The sequence below is a fragment of the Pseudonocardia sp. D17 genome (assembly GCF_036984265.1).
GTDB lineage: Bacteria > Actinomycetota > Actinomycetes > Mycobacteriales > Pseudonocardiaceae > Pseudonocardia > Pseudonocardia benzenivorans.
In genome coordinates, this window is sequence record NZ_BPRG01000045.1 from 18,712 (window position 1) to 37,345 (window position 18,634).

Annotated in this window: 21 protein-coding genes; 6 read left to right on the top strand and 15 right to left on the bottom strand. The window is 73.3% G+C overall.

All coding sequences use genetic code 11. The features are described 5' to 3' along the window. The first annotated feature begins 24 nt into the window (after window positions 1-24). From PSD17_RS08790 to PSD17_RS08800, 3 genes are read left to right on the top strand one after another with little or no spacing between them, the layout of a single operon-like run. Entirely contained in the window at window positions 25-516 is a 492-nt protein-coding gene (locus PSD17_RS08790; protein ID WP_103384460.1) for a beta-class carbonic anhydrase, read from the top strand. Between the two features lie 44 nt (window positions 517-560). Next, window positions 561-1,445, top strand: coding sequence for an A/G-specific adenine glycosylase (locus tag PSD17_RS08795; protein WP_013678099.1), 885 nt, complete (start codon window positions 561-563; stop codon window positions 1,443-1,445). Between the two features lie 15 nt (window positions 1,446-1,460). Next, entirely contained in the window at window positions 1,461-1,949 is a 489-nt protein-coding gene (locus PSD17_RS08800; RefSeq protein ID WP_339122350.1) for a 2'-5' RNA ligase family protein, read from the top strand. A 245-nt stretch (window positions 1,950-2,194) separates the two neighbouring features. On the opposite strand, the gene PSD17_RS08805 is transcribed toward PSD17_RS08800, so the two are convergent. Further along, complete coding sequence (locus PSD17_RS08805) at window positions 2,195-3,022, bottom strand: alpha/beta fold hydrolase (RefSeq protein ID WP_339122351.1); 828 nt, start codon at window positions 3,020-3,022, stop codon at window positions 2,195-2,197. Between the two features lie 35 nt (window positions 3,023-3,057). On the opposite strand from PSD17_RS08805, the gene PSD17_RS08810 reads away from it, so the two are divergent. From PSD17_RS08810 to PSD17_RS08820, 3 genes are all read left to right on the top strand, one after another. After that, entirely contained in the window at window positions 3,058-3,378 is a 321-nt protein-coding gene (locus tag PSD17_RS08810; RefSeq protein WP_013678102.1) for an antibiotic biosynthesis monooxygenase family protein, read from the top strand. A 71-nt stretch (window positions 3,379-3,449) separates the two neighbouring features. Beyond that, window positions 3,450-4,208: an SIR2 family NAD-dependent protein deacylase gene (locus PSD17_RS08815; protein WP_339122352.1), complete on the top strand. Its 759-nt coding sequence runs from the start codon at window positions 3,450-3,452 to the stop codon at window positions 4,206-4,208. Between the two features lie 131 nt (window positions 4,209-4,339). Beyond that, the gene (locus PSD17_RS08820) at window positions 4,340-5,005 is read left to right on the top strand and encodes a GAF domain-containing protein (RefSeq protein WP_049803546.1); all 666 of its coding nucleotides are present in this window, start codon (window positions 4,340-4,342) and stop codon (window positions 5,003-5,005) included. A gap of 82 nt (window positions 5,006-5,087) precedes the next feature. Here the strand turns inward: PSD17_RS08820 and PSD17_RS08825 are convergent, their stop codons facing one another. From PSD17_RS08825 to folE, 14 genes are all read right to left on the bottom strand, one after another. Then, window positions 5,088-7,631, bottom strand: coding sequence for an ATP-dependent Clp protease ATP-binding subunit (locus PSD17_RS08825; protein WP_013678105.1), 2,544 nt, complete (start codon window positions 7,629-7,631; stop codon window positions 5,088-5,090). Between the two features lie 190 nt (window positions 7,632-7,821). Beyond that, window positions 7,822-8,697, bottom strand: coding sequence for a siderophore-interacting protein (locus tag PSD17_RS08830; protein ID WP_103384106.1), 876 nt, complete (start codon window positions 8,695-8,697; stop codon window positions 7,822-7,824). 209 nt (window positions 8,698-8,906) lie between these two features. Further along, window positions 8,907-9,248 carry a histone-like nucleoid-structuring protein Lsr2 gene (locus tag PSD17_RS08835; RefSeq protein ID WP_013678107.1) on the bottom strand — a complete coding sequence of 114 codons (342 nt, stop codon included), beginning with the start codon at window positions 9,246-9,248 and terminating at the stop codon, window positions 8,907-8,909. 141 nt (window positions 9,249-9,389) lie between these two features. Beyond that, complete coding sequence (gene lysS / locus PSD17_RS08840) at window positions 9,390-10,892, bottom strand: lysine--tRNA ligase (protein ID WP_013678108.1); 1,503 nt, start codon at window positions 10,890-10,892, stop codon at window positions 9,390-9,392. 155 nt (window positions 10,893-11,047) lie between these two features. Then, complete coding sequence (locus PSD17_RS08845; RefSeq protein ID WP_013678109.1) at window positions 11,048-11,926, bottom strand: type III pantothenate kinase; 879 nt, start codon at window positions 11,924-11,926, stop codon at window positions 11,048-11,050. A 5-nt stretch (window positions 11,927-11,931) separates the two neighbouring features. Continuing rightward, window positions 11,932-12,357 (bottom strand): aspartate 1-decarboxylase, encoded by a 426-nt coding sequence (gene panD / locus PSD17_RS08850; protein WP_013678110.1) that lies wholly within the window; start codon window positions 12,355-12,357, stop codon window positions 11,932-11,934. Between the two features lie 13 nt (window positions 12,358-12,370). Beyond that, window positions 12,371-13,252, bottom strand: a complete 882-nt coding sequence (gene panC, locus PSD17_RS08855; RefSeq protein WP_013678111.1) for a pantoate--beta-alanine ligase — start codon at window positions 13,250-13,252, stop codon at window positions 12,371-12,373. Beyond that, a complete protein-coding gene (locus PSD17_RS08860; protein WP_013678112.1) occupies window positions 13,249-14,142 on the bottom strand; it encodes a Rossmann-like and DUF2520 domain-containing protein in 894 nt (297 codons plus the stop codon). Before PSD17_RS08860 ends, panC begins: the two co-directional genes overlap by 4 nt. A 198-nt stretch (window positions 14,143-14,340) precedes the next feature. Continuing rightward, a complete protein-coding gene (locus PSD17_RS08865; RefSeq protein ID WP_339122353.1) occupies window positions 14,341-15,714 on the bottom strand; it encodes a PrsW family intramembrane metalloprotease in 1,374 nt (457 codons plus the stop codon). A gap of 42 nt (window positions 15,715-15,756) precedes the next feature. Further along, window positions 15,757-16,236 carry a DUF3180 domain-containing protein gene (locus PSD17_RS08870; RefSeq protein WP_013678114.1) on the bottom strand — a complete coding sequence of 160 codons (480 nt, stop codon included), beginning with the start codon at window positions 16,234-16,236 and terminating at the stop codon, window positions 15,757-15,759. Next, entirely contained in the window at window positions 16,233-16,757 is a 525-nt protein-coding gene (gene folK, locus PSD17_RS08875; protein WP_013678115.1) for a 2-amino-4-hydroxy-6-hydroxymethyldihydropteridine diphosphokinase, read from the bottom strand. Before folK ends, PSD17_RS08870 begins: the two co-directional genes overlap by 4 nt. Next, window positions 16,754-17,152 carry a dihydroneopterin aldolase gene (gene folB / locus PSD17_RS08880; RefSeq protein WP_013678116.1) on the bottom strand — a complete coding sequence of 133 codons (399 nt, stop codon included), beginning with the start codon at window positions 17,150-17,152 and terminating at the stop codon, window positions 16,754-16,756. Before folB ends, folK begins: the two co-directional genes overlap by 4 nt. Beyond that, window positions 17,149-18,012: a dihydropteroate synthase gene (folP, locus tag PSD17_RS08885; protein WP_013678117.1), complete on the bottom strand. Its 864-nt coding sequence runs from the start codon at window positions 18,010-18,012 to the stop codon at window positions 17,149-17,151. Before folP ends, folB begins: the two co-directional genes overlap by 4 nt. A 3-nt stretch (window positions 18,013-18,015) precedes the next feature. After that, window positions 18,016-18,633, bottom strand: a complete 618-nt coding sequence (gene folE / locus PSD17_RS08890) for a GTP cyclohydrolase I FolE (RefSeq protein WP_013678118.1) — start codon at window positions 18,631-18,633, stop codon at window positions 18,016-18,018. Between the last annotated feature and the right edge of the window lies 1 nt (window position 18,634).

The following is an 18,634-nucleotide window of genomic DNA, read 5'->3' on the forward strand; positions in this document are numbered from 1 at the left end:
TTCGCTCACCAGGGAGAAACCGTCATGTCCGTGACCGACGAACTGCTCGCCAACAACGCGTCCTACGCCGAGACCTTCTCCGGCCCACTCCCCCTCCCGCCCGCGAAGGGCGTCGCCGTCGTCGCGTGCATGGACGCGCGCCTGGACGTGTACCGCGTCCTCGGGCTGGGCGAGGGCGAGGCGCACGTCATCCGCAACGCCGGCGGTGTCGTCACCGACGACGAGATCCGGTCGCTCGCGATCAGCCAGCGGCTGCTCGGCACGACCGAGATCATCCTGATCCACCACACCGACTGCGGCATGCTCACGTTCACCGACGACGACTTCAAGCGGTCGATCCAGGAGGAGACCGGCATCAAGCCGCCGTGGGCGCCGGAGTCGTTCGGCGACATCGACGAGGACGTCGTGCAGTCGATCGCCCGGATCAAGGCCAGCCCGTTCGTCCCGCACACGGAGTCGGTGCGCGGCTTCGTCTTCGACGTGGCGACCGGGAAGCTCAACGAGGTGGTCGGCTGACCGGTCCGCACGGACGACCGGCGGGTGGGTGGCACGATGCCCTCGTGCCACCGCCCGTCGCGCCGCCCCTCGCCGGGACGCTCGTCCCCTGGTACGCCGTCGCCGCCCGCGACCTGCCGTGGCGCCGCCCCGGCACGACGCCGTGGGGCGTCATGGTCAGCGAGTTCATGCTGCAGCAGACGCCCGTCGCCCGCGTCGAACCCGTCTGGCTGCGATGGATGGCCGACTGGCCGACGCCGTCCGCACTGGCCGCCGCGCCCAGGGCTGACGTGCTGCGCGCGTGGGGCAAGCTCGGCTACCCGCGGCGGGCGTTGCGGCTGCACGAGGCGGCGGCGACCATCGCGACCGTGCACGACGACATCGTCCCCGCCGACGTGGACGCTCTGGAGGCGCTGCCCGGCGTCGGGTCCTACACCGCACGCGCGGTCGCCGCGTTCGGCTACGGGCGGCGGTGCGCGGTCGTCGACACCAACGTGCGACGGGTCGTGGCCCGGGCCGTGCACGGCGCCGGCGACGCCGGGCCCGCCCGGGTACGGGCCGACCTCGCCGACGTCGAGGCGCTGCTGCCCGCCGACGAGGCCGAGGCCGCGACGTTCTCGATCGCGATGATGGAGCTCGGCGCGACGGTGTGCACCGCGCGGACCCCGCGCTGCGCCGCGTGCCCGGTCCGCGAGCGGTGCGCCTGGCTCGCCGCGGGGGCGCCCACCTACGACGGCCCGCGCCGCGCCCCCCAGGCCTTCGCGGGCACCGACCGGCAGGTCCGCGGCCGGCTGCTCGACGTCCTGCGCGGCGCGACCGGGCCCGTCGACCGCGCCGCGCTCGACCGGGCGTGGGCCGACGCCGCCCAGCGCGACCGCTGCCTCGACTCGCTGCTCGTCGACGGGCTGGCGGAGCAGCTCGACGACGGCCGCTTCGCCCTGCCGGCCTGAGCCCCGGGACCGACCGTGGCGCAGACCGTCCGCTTCCGCCTCGCCGACGACGCCGCCGACGAGCTGACGGGGTTGCGGGCGCGGCTCGTCGTCGCCGGGGTGCCGGTGCCGGTCGGGCGGCCCGCGGTCACGGTCGCCGCCGCGACGACGATCCCCTCGCCGGCCAGGGCGGCGCTGGCCACCGCGGTGCGGGTCCTCACCCTGCCCACGCTGTGGCTCACCAACCTCACCGCCGTCGCCGGGCGTGACGACCAGCTGGTGCTCGCCGCCGTCGTCGACACCGAGCTGCTGGCCGTGCACGACGCCGTGCACGACGTGCTGGCGGGCAAGGTCCGGGGGCCCGTCGCGACCTACCTGCCCGGCTCCTGGGTCCCGCACTGCGTCCTGGCGACCCGCGACCCCGCGACCGCCTTCACGACGCTGCACCCCCTGCGCCCCGTCCGCGCCGCGGTGACGGCCCTGGAGGTCGCCGACACCCGCACCGGCGAGGCCGCCCCCCTGTGAGGCGCCGCTCGCCCGGTGACGCGCCGCTCCCCGGGTGAGGCGCCGCCCCCCGGGCGAGGCGCCGCCCCCCGGGCGAGGCGCCGCTCCCCCGGATTGCAGGAACGGCACTTTCCCGCAGCCCAGTTGCGGGAAAGTGCCGTTCCTGCAGAAGAGCGGAGCGGACGGGCGGGGCGGCGGAGCGGACGGGCGGGGCAGCGGAGCGGGTGGGTGGGCGGAGCGGGCGGGTGGGCGAAGCGGGTGGTGGGTCAGGTCGGGTTGCGGAGGGCGGCCGTCGTCGACAGGAAGCCCTCGACGGCGAGGCGGAAGGCGTCGGGGGCAGAGGCGTGCACCAGATGCCCGGTGCCGGGCAGGGTGACGAGCCGCGCGTAGGGGCCGAACCTGTTGCCGCGCAACGCTTCGATCATTTTCTCCGACTGCCCGCGGGGGACGATGCCCTCGGCCGCCGCCAGGAGCAGCACCGGCGCACGGACGGCGGCGAGCGCGTCCCAGTGGTGCTGCCGCGTCCACTCGGCGGCGATCGCGACGGCGTTGTCGACCCGGCAGAGCAGGTGGTAGCCGTCGGCACGCTCCTCGACGCACTCGGCCATGTAGTCGCCGAACTCGGGGCGCGGGTGCCCGAAGGTCCGGCGCACCTGCGCGAGCGACTCGAACGGCTGCGGCACCGCCCCGAACCAGGCGCGGGCGTCGGCGAGCGCGCCGTCGGGTGCGCCGGTGAGGTCGACGGCCATGTCCTCGACGACGACGGCCTGCACCAGATCGGGGCGGCTCGCGGCCAGCGCGAGGGCGTGCAACCCGCCCATCGAGTGTCCGACGACGATCGCCGGGCCGCCGCCCAGCTGCTCCAGCACCTCGGCGGCGTCGGTGGCCATCCGCTCCGTGCTCCACGGCCCGGCGGCCTGGGAGCGGCCGTGGCCACGGGCGTCGACACCGACGACCCGGCCGTGCGCGGACAGCCAGCCCACTGCGGGCCACCACGTCGTCGCGCGACCCATGAGCCCGTGCAGCAGCAGCACCGGGGTACCCCGGCCCCCGAACTCGACGACGGCGAGGTACACGCCGTCGGAGGTCCGCACCGAACGCCGCACCCGCGCAAACTAACCTGAAGTGCATGACCGTCGTGAAGATCAACGCGATCGAAGTACCCGAAGGATCGGGCCCGGAGCTGGAGAAGCGGTTCGCCCACCGCAAGCACGCGGTCGACAACCAGCCCGGGTTCATCTCCTTCGAGCTGATGCGCCCGGTGTCGGGTGACAACCGCTACTTCGTCGTCACCCGGTGGGAGTCGGACGAGGCCTTCCAGGCCTGGCGCAACGGCCCGGCCATGCAGGCGCACGGCGGCGGCGCGCAGGCGCCGACGGCGTCGGGGCAGCCGGTGTCGACGGGTGCGTCGCTGCTGGAGTTCGAGGTCGTCGACCTGGACGCCGACTGAGCGCGGACCTCCGACGCGCCGCCGAACTCGTCGACGGCGCCGGCGCGCTGCTCGTGTGCGCCGGCGCCGGGATGGGCGTCGACTCCGGGCTGCCCGACTTCCGAGGACCCGAGGGTTTCTGGCGCGCCTACCCGCCCTATCGCGCCCTCGGGCTGCGGTTCGAGGAGCTGGCCGACCCGGTCCACTTCGCCGACGACCCGGCGCTCGCGTGGGGCTTCTACGGCCATCGACTGTCGCTCTACCGGGTGACGACGCCGCACACCGGGTTCGCCGTGCTCCGCCGCTGGGCGGACCGCGTCCCGACGCGCGTGTTCACCTCGAACGTCGACGGGCAGTTCCAGAAGGCCGGGTTCGCGCCGTCGACCGTCGCGGAGTGCCACGGCTCGATCCACCACCTGCAGTGTCTCGCCGGATGCGGGCAGCCGGTGTGGCCGGCCGACGGGGTCGAGGTCGACGTCGACCCGACGACGATGCGCGCCCGAGGCCCGCTCCCGGCGTGCCCGGGCTGTGGCGGTCTCGGCCGGCCGGCGATCCTGATGTTCGGCGACTGGTCGTGGGACGACTCGCAGGCCCGGCCGCAGCTCGAGGAGCACGTCGTGTGGGTACGGACCCACCGGAGCAGGCTCGTCGTCGTCGAGATCGGGGCGGGGACCGCGGTGCCGACGGTGCGCCGCCAGGCCGAGCTGGCGACCGCGGCGACGGGCGCGCTGATCAGGATCAACGTCCGTGAGCCGCAGGTGCGCCACGGTCGCGGGATCGGACTCGCGCTGCCCGCAGCCGAAGCGCTGGAGGCGCTGGACGCGGCACGTGAGCGGCGATCGTCGCGATAGCGACCATCGCTGCACACAGTCGTGTTGCCGGTGCGCATCCCGTAGTTGCGGGCTATCCATGGGGATAGGAACGCAGACGAGGATCGCGATAAGGGTTGCCTGACCGGGCGGAGCGCGCGACGATGGCGCTGATGACGAGCAACTCGGTCGAGACGGACCTGCGCGGCGCGCATCCGCTGGCGCCCGCAGTGCCGTTGCTCCGCGACACGTTGCTCGGCATCGCCGACGAGGCGACGCACACGATGATCGTCACGGACGAGAACGGGCGCATCCTCTGGCGCGACGGCGAGCGCGAGGTGCCGCACGCGGACGGCCGAACCGGGCTCGTCGGCACCCTCCACGCGTGGACCTGCGCCGCCGCACCCATCCACGAGCCCGAGGACGGCCGGCTGATCGGAGTCGTCGACGTCACGGGCATGGGCGCCACGTTCCATCCGACGACGCTCATGCTCACCGCGGCCGCCGCCCGGTTGGCGGAGAACCAGCTGGCGACGCTGGCAGCGGCGCGCGACGAGCGGATGCGCGCCCGTCACCTCGCGCGGCTCGTCCAGCTGCGCGACGAACCGGGCGCGCTGCTCACCCCGGCGGGCCGGGTGCTCGCCGCCCAGCCGCTCGGCTGGCTGCCCGACCGGATCGACCTGCCGGAGCCCTCGGGTGCGGCCCTGTGCCTGGGCCTGCTCGGCGAGGCCGTGCTGGAACCGCTCACCGAGGGCTGGCTGCTGCGGCTGCGCCGACCGGGGAGCGGCGCCCGCCTCACCACGCTCTCGCGGACGGACGCCACCCACCGCGGGCACTGACCACGCCGCCGAGACCCGGGGGGTCGGGACGGCGAAGGGGCCGGTCCTCGCGGACCGGCCCCTTCGTCGTGCCTGCTACCCGTCAGTCGTCGGTCTTGGCCAGGTCGACGGGCGGGGCGTCGGGAACGAGCGCCGCCGGGCGGGCCTCACCACGGAAGGTGAAGTGCGCCTTGTCGTCGGCCGCCCGCGACCCCTCGGGGGCGTCGGGGTCGAGGCCCTCGACGTCGACCAGCACGATCTGACCCGGCTCGACCTCGCCGAACAGGATCTTCTCGGACAGCTGGTCCTCGATCTCGCGCTGGATGGTCCGGCGCAGCGGCCGGGCGCCCAGCACGGGGTCGAAACCACGGCGTGCGAGCAGCGACTTGGCGGCGGGCGTGAGCTCGATGCCCATGTCCTTGTTCGCCAGCTGCGCCTCGACGCGCGTGATCATGAGGTCGACCATCGTGATGATCTGCTCTTCGGTGAGCTGGTGGAACACGATGATGTCGTCGATACGGTTGAGGAACTCCGGCCTGAAGTGCTTCTTCAGCTCGTCGTGGACCTTCGTCTTCATCCGCTCGTAGTTCGACGCCTCGTCGTTGCTCTGCGCGAAGCCGAGCCCGACCGCCTTCGAGATGTCCTGGGTGCCCAGGTTCGAGGTGAAGATGATGACGGTGTTCTTGAAGTCCACCGTCCGGCCCTGGCCGTCGGTGAGCCGGCCGTCCTCGAGCACCTGCAGGAGGGTGTTGTAGACCTCCTGGTGCGCCTTCTCGATCTCGTCGAACAGCACGACCGAGAACGGCTTGCGCCGCACCTTCTCGGTGAGCTGGCCGCCCTCCTCGTAGCCCACGTACCCGGGAGGGGCACCGAAGAGCCGCGAGGCGGTGTAGCGGTCGTGGAACTCACCCATGTCGATCTGGATGAGCGCGTCGTCCTCGCCGAACAGGAAGTTCGCGAGCGCCTTGGACAGCTCCGTCTTACCGACGCCGGACGGGCCGGCGAAGATGAACGAGCCGGACGGGCGCTTCGGGTCCTTCAGGCCGGCACGCGTGCGGCGGATCGCCTGGGAGACGGCCTTGACGGCGTCTTCCTGGCCGATGATCCGCTTGTGCAGCTCGTCCTCCATGCGGAGCAGACGCGTGGTCTCCTCCTCGGTGAGCTTGAACACGGGGATGCCGGTCCAGTTGGCCAGGACCTCGGCGATCTGCTCGTCGTCGACCTCGGCGACGACGTCCAGGTCGCCCGACTTCCACTGCTTCTCACGCTCCGACTTCTGCCCGAGCAGCTGCTTCTCGGTGTCGCGCAGCGACGCGGCCCGCTCGAAGTCCTGCGCGTCGATCGCCGACTCCTTGTCGCGGCGCACGCCGGCGATCTTCTCGTCGAACTCCCGCAGGTCCGGCGGCGCCGTCATGCGACGGATGCGCATCCGGGCCCCGGCCTCGTCGATCAGGTCGATCGCCTTGTCGGGCAGGAAGCGGTCGGAGATGTACCGGTCGGCCAGCGTGGCCGCGGCGACGAGCGCCGGGTCGGTGATGGTGACCCGGTGGTGCGCCTCGTAGCGGTCGCGAAGGCCCTTGAGGATCTCGATGGTGTGCGTGACGCTCGGCTCGCCCACCTGGATCGGCTGGAAGCGGCGCTCCAGCGCGGGGTCCTTCTCGACGTACTTGCGGTACTCGTCGAGCGTGGTGGCGCCGATCGTCTGCAGCTCGCCGCGGGCCAGCATCGGCTTGAGGATGCTCGCCGCGTCGATCGCGCCCTCGGCGGCGCCCGCACCGACGAGGGTGTGGATCTCGTCGATGAACAGGATGATGTCGCCGCGCGTGCGGATCTCCTTGAGCACCTTCTTCAGGCGCTCCTCGAAGTCACCGCGGTAGCGCGAGCCCGCGACCAGCGATCCCAGGTCGAGGGTGTAGAGCTGCTTGTCCTTGAGCGTCTCGGGCACCTCGCCCTTGACGATGCCCTGGGCCAGGCCCTCGACGACGGCGGTCTTGCCGACGCCGGGCTCGCCGATCAGGACGGGGTTGTTCTTGGTCCTCCGGGAGAGGACCTGCATGACCCGCTCGATCTCCTTCTCCCGGCCGATGACCGGGTCCAGCTTGCCCTCGCGGGCCTGCTGGGTGAGGTTGCGACCGAACTGGTCGAGGACGAGGGAGGACGACGGGGTGCCCTCGCCGCGGCCCGCGGAGGCCTCGGCGGGCTCCTTGCCCTGGTAGCCGGACAGCAGCTGGAGAACCTGCTGCCGGACCCGGTTGAGGTCGGCTCCCAGCTTGACCAGCACCTGCGCCGCGACGCCCTCGCCCTCGCGGATCAGGCCGAGCAGGATGTGCTCGGTGCCGATGTAGTTGTGGCCGAGCTGCAGCGCCTCGCGCAGCGAGAGCTCCAGGACCTTCTTCGCCCGAGGCGTGAACGGGATGTGCCCCGACGGTGCCTGCTGCCCCTGGCCGATGATCTCCTCGACCTGCTGGCGGACACCCTCCAGAGCGATCCCGAGCGACTCGAGCGCCTTTGCGGCGACACCCTCACCCTCGTGGATCAGGCCAAGGAGGATGTGCTCGGTCCCGATGTAGTTGTGGTTGAGCATCCTGGCCTCTTCCTGGGCCAGGACGACAACGCGCCGTGCACGGTCGGTGAACCTCTCGAACATTCGCACTCCTTGCCTGCTGCGCCCACACATGCGGCGCGCCCAGCATCCCTGTGACACTGCGCCGCGGACGCCCCATACCACTGTATCGGTCGGACGGGTCCCACCGCCTCCGTGCGCCCACATGACGATGCGCCCGTCACAACGCGCGCCGCCCCCCGCACGATTCCCGTCGGTGGGGTGAACGCTGTGGTCAGCGGCCCTCGGCGCCGCCCCGGACGGCCGCCGCGGCGGCTCCGTCGCCGGTCTGCTCGGCCGCCCGCTCGGCTGCCTTGTCGGCGCGGAAGCCGTCCTCGTCGCGACCTCGCCGCCAGTATCCGGAGACCGAGAGGGCGTCGCGCGGGACGCCGCGGTCGCCGAGCAGGTGCCGACGCAGGCCACGCACCGCGGCCGCCTCGCCGTGGACGAACGCGTGCACGTCGCCCACCGGGAACTCCAGCGCCGCGACGGCGTCGAGCAGCTGGGTCGCCGCGGCCTCGCCCACGTCCCCGGTCGCCCGCAGGTCGGCACGGTGCAGCCAGGTTGCGCGCACGTCGGCCGCGGTGTGCCAGTCCTGGTGGTCGGCGGGTCCGTCGACCTGCAGGACGGCGAGCGCCGTCGCGCCCGCGGGCAGCCGTTCGAGTGCGGCGCCGATCGCGGGCAGCGCCGCGTCGTCGCCGACGAGCAGGTGCCAGTCCGCCGCGGGGTTCGGGGCGTAGGCGCCGCCGGGACCCAGCAGCCGCAGCAGGTCGCCCGGCCGGGCGGCGGCGGCCCACGGACCGGCCACACCCGAGTCGCCGTGGTGCACGAAGTCGATCGTCAGCTCGCCCGCGTCGTGGTCGAGCCGGCGGACGGTGTACGTCCGGATCCGGGGCCACTGCTCGCGCGGGAGCTCGCGCCGGATCGCCTCGACGTCGAACGGCTCCGGGTACTCGACGCCGGGCGGGGTGAACAGGAGCTTGACGTAGCGGTCGGTGTACCCGGTGTCCGGGAAGCGCGCGAGCTCGTCGCCACCCAGGACCACACGGATCATGTGCGGGCCGAGGGGCTCGGTCCGCAGGACTTCCAGACTCGTCGCCGTGCGGGCCATCGGCTCTCCCCTCCGTCGGAGTCCGTCCGGCGAACGCCGACGGTAAGGCCACCCTAACCCCGACGCCGCCCCCGCGCCCCCGCGCGGGGCGGCGAACCCCGGCGCCGACCGCGACGCGGCGCCGCGTTCCACGACCGAAAAGCGTCCCCGACGACGAACGGGGCCGATCACATCGATCGGCCCCGTTCGTTTCGACGTCTCCGCCGCGTTCAGTTCTCCTGGTGGTAAGCCTCGAGCACCTCGGCCGGGATACGGCCCCGGTCCGACACCTTCATTCCCCGCTTCCGGGCCCAATCCCGAATTGCCTGGTTCTGCTCGCGGTCCACGGACTGGCGCCGATTCGACGGCGCCGAGCCCGCCGAGGCGCGACGACGCCCACCGGCACGGCGGGCCGCGGCCACATAGGTCGCGAGCGCGTCCCGCAGCTTTCCGGCATTGGACTCGGACAAGTCGATCTCGTACGTCTTGCCGTCGATCCCGAACTCGACCGTCTCGTCGGCCGCCTTACCGTCCAGGTCGTCGATCAGTCTGATCTCACGGATCTGCGCCACCGCCGCAGCCTCCATTCTCACAACGCTGAGCTCTTACAACTGCGGCGACGCCGCTAAAGCGAGACTATATGCATTCCGCAAGCGGTGTCGACCCGGGTTCACCGAAGCGGGAAGGCCGAAAGTCCCACTCCGGCGGCCGCGTCACTCGGAACGGACGAGCGGGAACAGAATCGTCTCGCGAATGCCGAGGCCGGTGAGCGTCATCAGAAGACGGTCGACGCCCATCCCCATACCCCCCGTGGGCGGCATGCCGTACTCCATGGCCCGCAGGAAGTCCTCGTCCAGCTGCATCGCCTCGGGGTCGCCCGCCGCCGCCAGCAGCGACTGCCGGTAGAGGCGCTCCCGCTGTTCCACGGGATCGACGAGTTCGGAGTAGGCGGTGGCCAGCTCCGTTCCGAAAACGATGAGGTCCCAGGCCTCGGCGAGCCTCGGGTCGTCGCGGTGCTGCCGGGTGAGTGGCCGGACCTCGACCGGGTAGTCGCGCACGAACGTCGGTTCCACGAGCGTGTGCTCGACGAGCTTCTCGAACAGTTCCAGGACGATCTCGCCGGCCGACCAGGAATCCTTCAACTCGACGTCGTGTTCCGCGGCGATCTTACGCAGAGTTTCGGCAGAGGTGTCGATGGTCACCTCTCGACCGACCGCCTCGGCCACGGATGCGTGAAGCGTGACGCTGCGCCACGGGACCCCGAGATCGTGCTCGGAACCGTCGGCGCGCCGCACGACCGTCGAACCGAAGACGGCCCTGGCGCTTTCCAGGATCAGCTCACGCGTGAGTTCGGCCATGTCGTCGTAGGTGGCATAGGCCTGGTAGGCCTCCAGCATCGCGAACTCGGGCGAGTGCGTCGAGTCGATGCCCTCGTTACGGAAAACACGATTCAGCTCGAACACGCGCTCGATCCCGCCGACGACGGCCCGCTTCAAGTAGAGCTCCGGCGCGATCCGCAGGTAGAGATCCTGGCTCAGCGCATTCGAGCGGGTCACGAACGGACGGGCCGTCGCGCCGCCGTGCAGCACCTGCAGCATCGGCGTCTCGACCTCGATGTAGCCGCGCTCCTCGAAGACCCGCCGCAGCGTCCGCAGCACCGTCGAGCGGGCGCGCACCATCTCGCGGGCCCGTGGCCGCATGATGAGGTCGACGTAGCGCTGGCGCACCCGCGTCTCCTCCGAGAGCTCGCGGTGCGCGACGGGCAGCGGGCGGACGGCCTTGGCGAGCATCCGCCAGGTGTCGGCCGACACCGAGAGCTCGCCGCGGCGGGAGGTGATGACCTCCCCCTCGACGAGCACGAGGTCGCCGAGGTCGACCATCGCCTTCCACTGCGCCAGCGACTCCTCCCCGACGTCGGCCAGGCTGAGCATCGCCTGCAGCTCGGTGCCGTCGCCCTCGCGCAACGTCGCGAAGCAGAGCTTGCCGGTGTTGCGCTGGAAGACGACGCGCCCCGCGACGGCCACCTTGTCGCCGGTCGCGGTGTCGGGCTCGAGATCGGGATGCGCGTCGCGGACCTCACGCAACGTGTGCGTGCGGCCGACCTCGACCGGGTACGGGTCGATCCCCTGCTCGAGCAGCTCCGCCCGCTTCGCCCGGCGGACCCGGAGCTGCTCGGGAAGGTCGTCGTCGGCGGGTGTGGAGTGCTCGTCGGTCACGCCGAGCAAGCGTAGACATGTGTCCGACGCCCGCTGCCATCGGTGCTGGTCGCGTCCGGACGGATCGCCTGCCCCACCTCCCGCGCGCGGCGTGCGGCGCGTCCCGTTGGTTCGTCGCCGAACCGAACGCGGCACGGTCGGGCTGCGGCGCGGGCCTACCGCGAGGGCCGCCCGGAGGCCGGGCCCGCGGGCACCGGGTGTGCGGCGCCGACGGTCCCGACCGTGGTCCGGAGGTTGCGCAGGTAGGTCAGGCGCAGACCGAGCAGCGTCAGATCGGGGACGTACTCGGTGATGGTCCGCGAGACGCCGTCCATGAGCGGGGCGAGACCGCCCGTGGCGAGCACCGTCACCGGGCCGGCCTTCGGGCCCATCTCGGCGATGATCGCCTGCACCAGCCCGTCGACCTGTCCGGCCGACCCGAACAGCACACCGGACTGCAGGCACTCGACGGTGTTCTTCCCGATCACCGCGCGCGGGCGGACCAGCTCGACGGTCCGCAGCGCCGCGGCCCGCGTGGCCAGCGCCTCCATCGAGATCTCGATCCCGGGAGCGAGCGCGCCGCCGAGGAACTCCCCGCGCGCGGAGACGACGTCGATGTTCGTCGACGTCCCGAAGTCGACGACGACGCACGCCGTCCCGAAGATGCGGTGCGCCGCGAGCGTGTTGACGACGCGGTCGGCGCCGACCTCACGCGGGTTGTCGACGAGGAGCGGCACCCCGGTGCGCACCCCCGGGCCGACGACGACCGTCGGCATCCGCCCGCCGCGCCGCTCCAGCATCAGCCGCAGCTCGCGCAGCAGCGACGGCACCGTCGAGAGCGCGGCGACGCCCGAGACCGCCGCGGCCCGCTCGCCGAGCAGGCCGTTGATCGCCACCTCCAGCTCGTCGGCGGTCATCCGCGCGTCGGTGCGCATCCGCCAGTCACGGACGAGCGGCGGTCGCGGGTCGGGCTCGCTGCCGTCGTCGACGACCGGGGTGTCGTCGTAGAGACCGAGCGCGACCTGCGTGTTGCCGACGTCGATGCAGAGCAGCACCGGCGTCAGGCCGAGCGCATCCGGGTCACCGAGCCGGACACGAGGCCCGACCCGGCGGGGGCGTGCCCCGGGTCGTCGCCGATCTCGGCGACCCGGTTGCGGCCGTCGACGAACACGACGCGCGGGTCGTACGCGGCGAGCTCGGCGGCGTCGTACTGACCGTAGGAGATCAGGATGACCAGGTCGCCGGGGTGCACGAGATGCGCGGCGGCGCCGTTGATCCCGATGACGCCGGAGCCGCGCTCGCCGGGGATCACGTAGGTCTCCAGCCGGGCGCCGTTGGTGATGTCGACGATCGCGACCTGCTCGCCCTCGAGCAGGTCGGCGGCCTCCATCAGGTCGAGGTCGACGGTCACCGATCCGACGTAGTGCAGGTCGGCCTGCGTCACCGTGGCACGGTGGATCTTGGACTTCATCATCGTGCGGTACATGGTGGCCTCCGAGCTACAGCTGGACCGGGACGTTGTCGATCAGGCGGGTGGTGCCCAGACGGGCGGCGACGAGCAGCCGGGCACGGCCGGTCGCGGGCGTCGGGCCGAGCTCCGGGTCGCGCAGCTCCAGGTACTCGACGTCGAGTGCCGGCTCGGCGGCCAGCACGTCACGGGCCCGGGCGAGCACGGCGTCGGCGCCGCGTGCCGAGACCGCCGCGCCCTCGGTCAGGGCCTTCTGCAGCAACGGCGCGAGGGTGCGCTGCTCGTCGGACAGATAGGCGTTGCGCGACGACAGCGCCAACCCGTCGGGCTCCCGCACGGTCGGGACGCCGACGATCGAGAGCGGGAAGTTCAGGTCGCGGACCATCTTCTGCAGCAGCACGAGCTGCTGGTAGTCCTTCTCCCCGAAGATCGCGATCTCCGGCGCGACGATCTGGAACAGCTTGCCGACCACCGTCAGCACGCCCTCGAAGTGACCGGGGCGGATCGCGCCCTCGAGCTCGTCGGCGAGCGGGCCGGGCACGATGCGGGTCTGCGCACCCGGCGGGTACATGTCGTCGACCGACGGGACGAACGCGAGCTCGACGCCCTCCTCGCGCAGCACCTCGAGGTCGGCCTCCAGCGGCCGCGGATAGCGCGAGAGATCCTCGTTCGGCCCGAACTGCAGCGGGTTGACGAAGATCGACACCGCGGTCACGGTCGAGCCCGGGAGCAGCCGGGCGTGCCGGATCAGCTCGCGGTGCCCGTCGTGCAGGGCGCCCATCGTCGGGACCAGTGCGACGCGGCGGCCCGCGCCCCGCAGGGCCCGCGAGACGGCGTGCACCTCGGCGGGCACACGGTGGACGGTGAGTTCGCCCGCGCGGTAGCCGCCCGTGGTCCGGGCAACGCTGGTCATCGGTCCTCCCGCAGGGTGGTGAGCACGTCGTCGGCGGCCTGCTCGGCGAGCAGCCCCGCGGCGGTGGCGCGGTGCGCGGTGCGCGCGGCCAGCGTCCGGTAGGTGCGCGCGAGCTCGGGATCGGCGGCGTCGAGCTCGCGCAGGTGGGTGGCGACGGTGCCGACGTCCCCGCGCGCGACGGGCCCGGTCAGCGCACGGTCACCGTGGCGCAGCGCGTTGTCCAGCGCCGCCGAGAGCAGCGGCCCGATCAGCCGCTCGGCCGGCCGGATGCCGACCTTCTCGAGCAGGTCGGTGGCGTCGCGCACCAGGGTGACCAGGTGGTTCGCGCCATGGGCGAGCGCGGCGTGGTAGAGCGGCCGGGCGGCCTCGGGCACCCGCACGGGCTCGGCCGTCATCTCGACGACGAGCGCCTCGCCCACGTTCCAGGCCGCCTCGTCGTGTTCCGGGGCGGTGACACCGAAGCAGCACGACGTCAGCCGCTGCACGTCCTCGACGCGGCCGGTGAACGTCATGGCCGGGTGCAGGGCCAGCGGCAGGACGCCGTGCTCGACGGCCGGGTCCAGCACCGCCACGCCGTGCGCACCCGAGGTGTGCACGACGATCTGGCCCGGCCGGAAGCAACCCGCGGCGGCGAGACCGCGGACGAGGCCGGGCAGCACGTCGTCGGGGACGGCGAGCAGCGCGAGGTCGGAGCGGGAGACGACCTCGTCGGGCGGGAGCAGCGGGACGTCGGGCAGCAGTGTCTGCGCGCGGGCGACGGACGCCCGCGAGACGCCTGAGGTCGCGACGACGTGGTGTCCCGCGGCGGCCAGTGCGGCACCGACGACGGAACCCACCCGGCCCGCGGACACGACGCCCACGGCGAGCCGCGCAGGCCTGCCTGCACTCATCACGCACTCCTCGCTCGTTCCAGTCCCGGTCGCGGGTACCAGACGAGTTGTCGGCTACGGCTGACGACGTGCACAGGTTAGACGCGCCCCGGCCCCCGGATGACGCCCGCGTGAGCCGCTTCACGAGCGGCGTCGGCCACCCCCGTCGCGACGCCCCCGCGACCGGCAGGTGAACCGGTCCGCCTGGTCAGGGGTCGCTCACGGGCGGTGGCTCGGGGGCGGACCGCCGTGACCGGGCGGCGGGCCGTAGCCCGGGCGCGGGCCGTAGCCGGGGGGCGGCGGGCCGGGGCGGGGTCCGTAGCCGGGACCGGGGCCCTGGGCGGGCCACGGCGGCGGCGTCGGAGCCGGCGCCGGCCGGCCGCCCGGCGCGACCATGATCGTCGGCGGTTCCCAGCCCGGCGGGGGCGCCTGCTTCCAGGCCGCGGAGAGCGCGTCGGGCATGCCGAGCGCCTTGGCCCGGGCCTTCTTGAGCAGCAGCAGCATCTCGTCGTTGCGCTGCTGGGCTCGCTGCTGGACCGCGCCGCGGGCGATCCGGGCCCGCATGAACGCCATCTCGGTGACGGCCGCCTGGTACTCGGCGACGGCCCGCGCCGCGGCGGGACCCGACCGGCTGCGCACCGCCCGCCGCCACCCGCGCCTGCCGGCCAGGCTGGCCAGCAGCTCGACCTCGCTCTGCGCGATCCAGCCCGCCGCCGCGAAGCCCGGCAGCTGGTCGGCGACCGTGCGCTGCTCACGGCGTCGTTGCCAGATGATGAGCACGATCGTCGCGACGAACACCGGCAGCATGATCGCGACGTAGACCGTGACGAACGTGCCGCTGCCGCCGAGGGTCGCCGAGCCGTTCCAGAGCGCGTGCAGCGCGACCGCGCACAGGTAGCCGCCGAGCACCCAGAGGACCCGGGTGCCGACCCGGCGCGAGCCAGCCGCGAGCCCCACGGCGATGCCGGTCATCGACGTGAACAGCGGGTGCGCGAACGGGGAGAACACCCCGCGCAGCACCAGCACCGTCAGCACGCTGCCGGTCTCGGTGCCCACACCCTCGGCGAAGGCGCGGCCCATGTAGAGGATGTTCTCGGTGAACGCGAACCCGGCCGCGACCAGCCCCGCGTACACGATGCCGTCGACGATGCCGTCGATCTCGCGGCGCATGAAGACCAGCAACCCGACGAGGAACAGGCCCTTCACGGCCTCCTCGACGAAGGGCGCGATGGCCACCGCACCCAGCACGTCGCCGGTGCCGCGGCCGAGCAGGTCGTCGGCCGCGAGCGCGGCGCTGCTGTTGATGAGCAGGGCCGACAGCGCGGCGAAGCCCGCGCCCCACAGGAACGCGAGCTGCAGCAGCCGCGGCGGCTCGGGCTCCCACCGGTCGACCCACAGGAACGCCGCGACGACCGGCCCGACCGGCAGCAGCGCGCAGATCGCGCCGACGAACACCGCCCCGACGCCGATCCGGGCGGCGACGACACCCACGACGACGAGCCCGCAGATCGCCAGCACGACGAGGCCGATGACCGGCGCGAGAACCACCCGGCGATGGCGTTGCCGGGTGGGGATGGCGACGGTCTGCGTCATGGCCCCCCAGCCTACGGGGCGATCACGAGGCGCCGCGGAGGGTCAGCGCCCGGCGCCCGGGCCGCGGCCGGCCTCCTCGTCGCGCGGGTCGTCGGGGGTGCGGCAGCAGCGTTCCAGCCACAGCCCGCCCGCGACGAGCACCAGCGCGCTGACCAGCCCGACCCCGGCCGCGCGGGCGTCGGACCCCGCGGCGACGACGTCGCCGACCATCGGCAGCACGTAGACCAGCAGGCCGGCCCACAGCCCGGCCACGACCGCCCCGCCCAGCGACGACGCCTTGGCCACGATCACCGCCCGGGCCGCGGCGAGCGCCTCCACCGGACGGGTTCCCGGCCGATGCTCGATCCGGGCGCGCAGCAGGTTGCCCGCGACGACCTCGACGATGCCGAGCACCGCCAGCGTGATCCCCGCCGTGAGCGGGAACGTCGGCAGCGCGGAGTAGGTGAACCGGACGAGCAGGTGCGCCACGACGGCCGCGACCAGCCCGGCGATCACCAGGTCGCGCGGGCGGGTCGGGGTCATCTCGCGTCGCTGCCCACGACGAGCGGCAGGTCGTCGCGACGGCGGACGTCGGCGATCTCGCCGGCCGGCAACGCGTCGAGGAGGGTGCGGACCGGACCGCGCCCGGCCAGCACCGCGCCCGGGTCGACGTCGAGCCAGGGGACGAGCACCGTGGCGCGCTCGGACGTGCCGGGATGCGGCAGCACCAGCTCGGGATCGTCGCTGATCACGTCGGCGCCGTCGGCGGTGACCGCGACGACGTCGACGTCGAGCGTGCGCGGGCCCCACCGCTGCTCACGGACCCGGTGCGCCGCCTGCTCCAACCGCTGCCCACGGCGCAGCCAGCCCCAGGCGTCGGTCCCCGGGTCGTCGACGACGATCACGGCGTTGAGGAAGTCGGGCTGCTCGATCCCGCCCCACGGCGCCGTCTCGTAGACCGGGGAGGCGGCGACGAGCACGTCGGCCATGTCGTCGACGACCGCGCGCAGGTGCGCGATCCGGTCGCCGAGGTTGGAGCCGAGGCTCAGCACGGCCCGGGTCATGCGGGCACGATCCGTCCGCGGTTGTCGTGGGCCTTCCGCGACCGCCGTGCCACGACCGCGACGTCGGCGAACTCCAGCGGGATGGGCGCCTGCGGCTTGTGGATCGTCACCTCCACGGCCTGCAGCCGCGCGTCGAAGTCCATGAGGTCGTCGGCGACCCGGGCGGAGACGGTCTCGATGAGGTCGCACGCCTCGCCGCCGACGATCGCCGCCGCGCGCTGGGCGAGCGCGCCGTAGTCGAGGGTGTCGGCCAGGTCGTCGGAAGCGGCCGCCGGTGCGAGGTCCACCCAGGCCGTGACGTCGACGACGAAGTCCTGCCCGTCGCGACGCTCGTGGTCGAACACCCCGTGGTTGCCGCGGACCCGCAGCCCCCGCAGCTCGATGCGGTCGGTCACCTGCTCGTCCTTCCTGCGCGATCGGGCGCCGCGCCGAGCCGCCACGCGCGCGCGACGGCGATCGCGTCGACCGACGACGCGACGTCGTGCACCCGGACCCCCCACACACCCGCCTGCGCCGCCAGCGCGGTGACGGCAGCGCCCGCGACCTCCCGGCCGGCAGGCGGCCGGACGCCGTCCGGTCCGCCGAGCAACGTGCCGAGGAACCGCTTGCGCGAGGCCCCGACCAGGACGGGGAAGCCCAGCTCGACGAACACGTCGAGCCGGTGCAGCAGCGCCCAGTTGTGGTCGCCGGTCTTGGCGAAGCCCAGGCCGGGGTCGAGCACGATGCAGGCCGGGTCGACCCCGGCGAGCACGGCCGCGTCGACCCGCGCGACGAGCTCGTCGCGGACCTCGGCGACGACGTCGTCGTAGCGCGCGAGATCGTCCATCCGGTCGCTGTGGCCGCGCCAGTGCATGAGGATCCACGGCACCCGGGCCTGCGCGACGACCGAGGCCATCCGCGCGTCGGCCATCCCGCCCGACACGTCGTTGACGACGTCGGCGCCCGCCTCCAGCGCCGCCTCGGCCACCTCGGCGCGGGTGGTGTCGATGCTGACCGGCACGCCGTGCCCGGCGAGCTCCCGGACGACCGGCACGACGCGGCGCCGCTCCTCGTCGACCGAGACGCGGTGCGCGCCCGGCCGCGTCGACTCGCCGCCGACGTCGACCATGTCCGCCCCCGCCTCGCGCAGCGCGATGCCGTGGGCGACGGCGGCATCGGGGTCGAGGAAGCGCCCGCCGTCGGAGAAGGAGTCCGGCGTGACGTTGAGGATGCCCAGGACCGCGCACCGTCCCGGCTGCGGCAGGTCCCCCGCCACGGGTCAGCCGCTCCGGATCAGCGACATCGCCTCGGCCCGCGACGTCGACGACGTCGAGAACAGGCCGCGCACCGCCGACGTCGTCGTGCGCGAGCCCGGTTTGCGCACGCCGCGCATCGCCATGCAGAGGTGCTCGGCGTCGATCACGACGATGACCCCGCGCGGCTCGAGCTTGCGCACGAGCGCGTCGGCCACCTGCCCGGTGAGCCGCTCCTGCACCTGCGGGCGGCGCGCGTAGTTCTCGACGACGCGGGCGATCTTCGACAGGCCCGTGACGCGACCGGTGACGTTGGGGATGTACCCCACGTGCGCGACGCCGTGGAACGGCACGAGGTGGTGCTCGCACGTCGAGAACATCGGGATGTCCTTGACGAGGATGAGCTCCTGGTGCTGCTCGTCGAACGTCCTGTCGAGCACGGCGTCGGCGTCGGTGTACAGCCCGGCGAAGATCTCCTCGTAGGCGCGCGCGACCCGGGCCGGGGTGTCGCGCAGGCCCTCCCGGTCGGGGTCCTCACCGATGGCGATGAGCAGCTCGCGCACCGCCGCCTCGGCGCGCGCGCGGTCGACGCCGCGGTGCCCGTTGACGGAGGAGGTCGGGGCGGCCGCGGAAGCGGAGCTCACG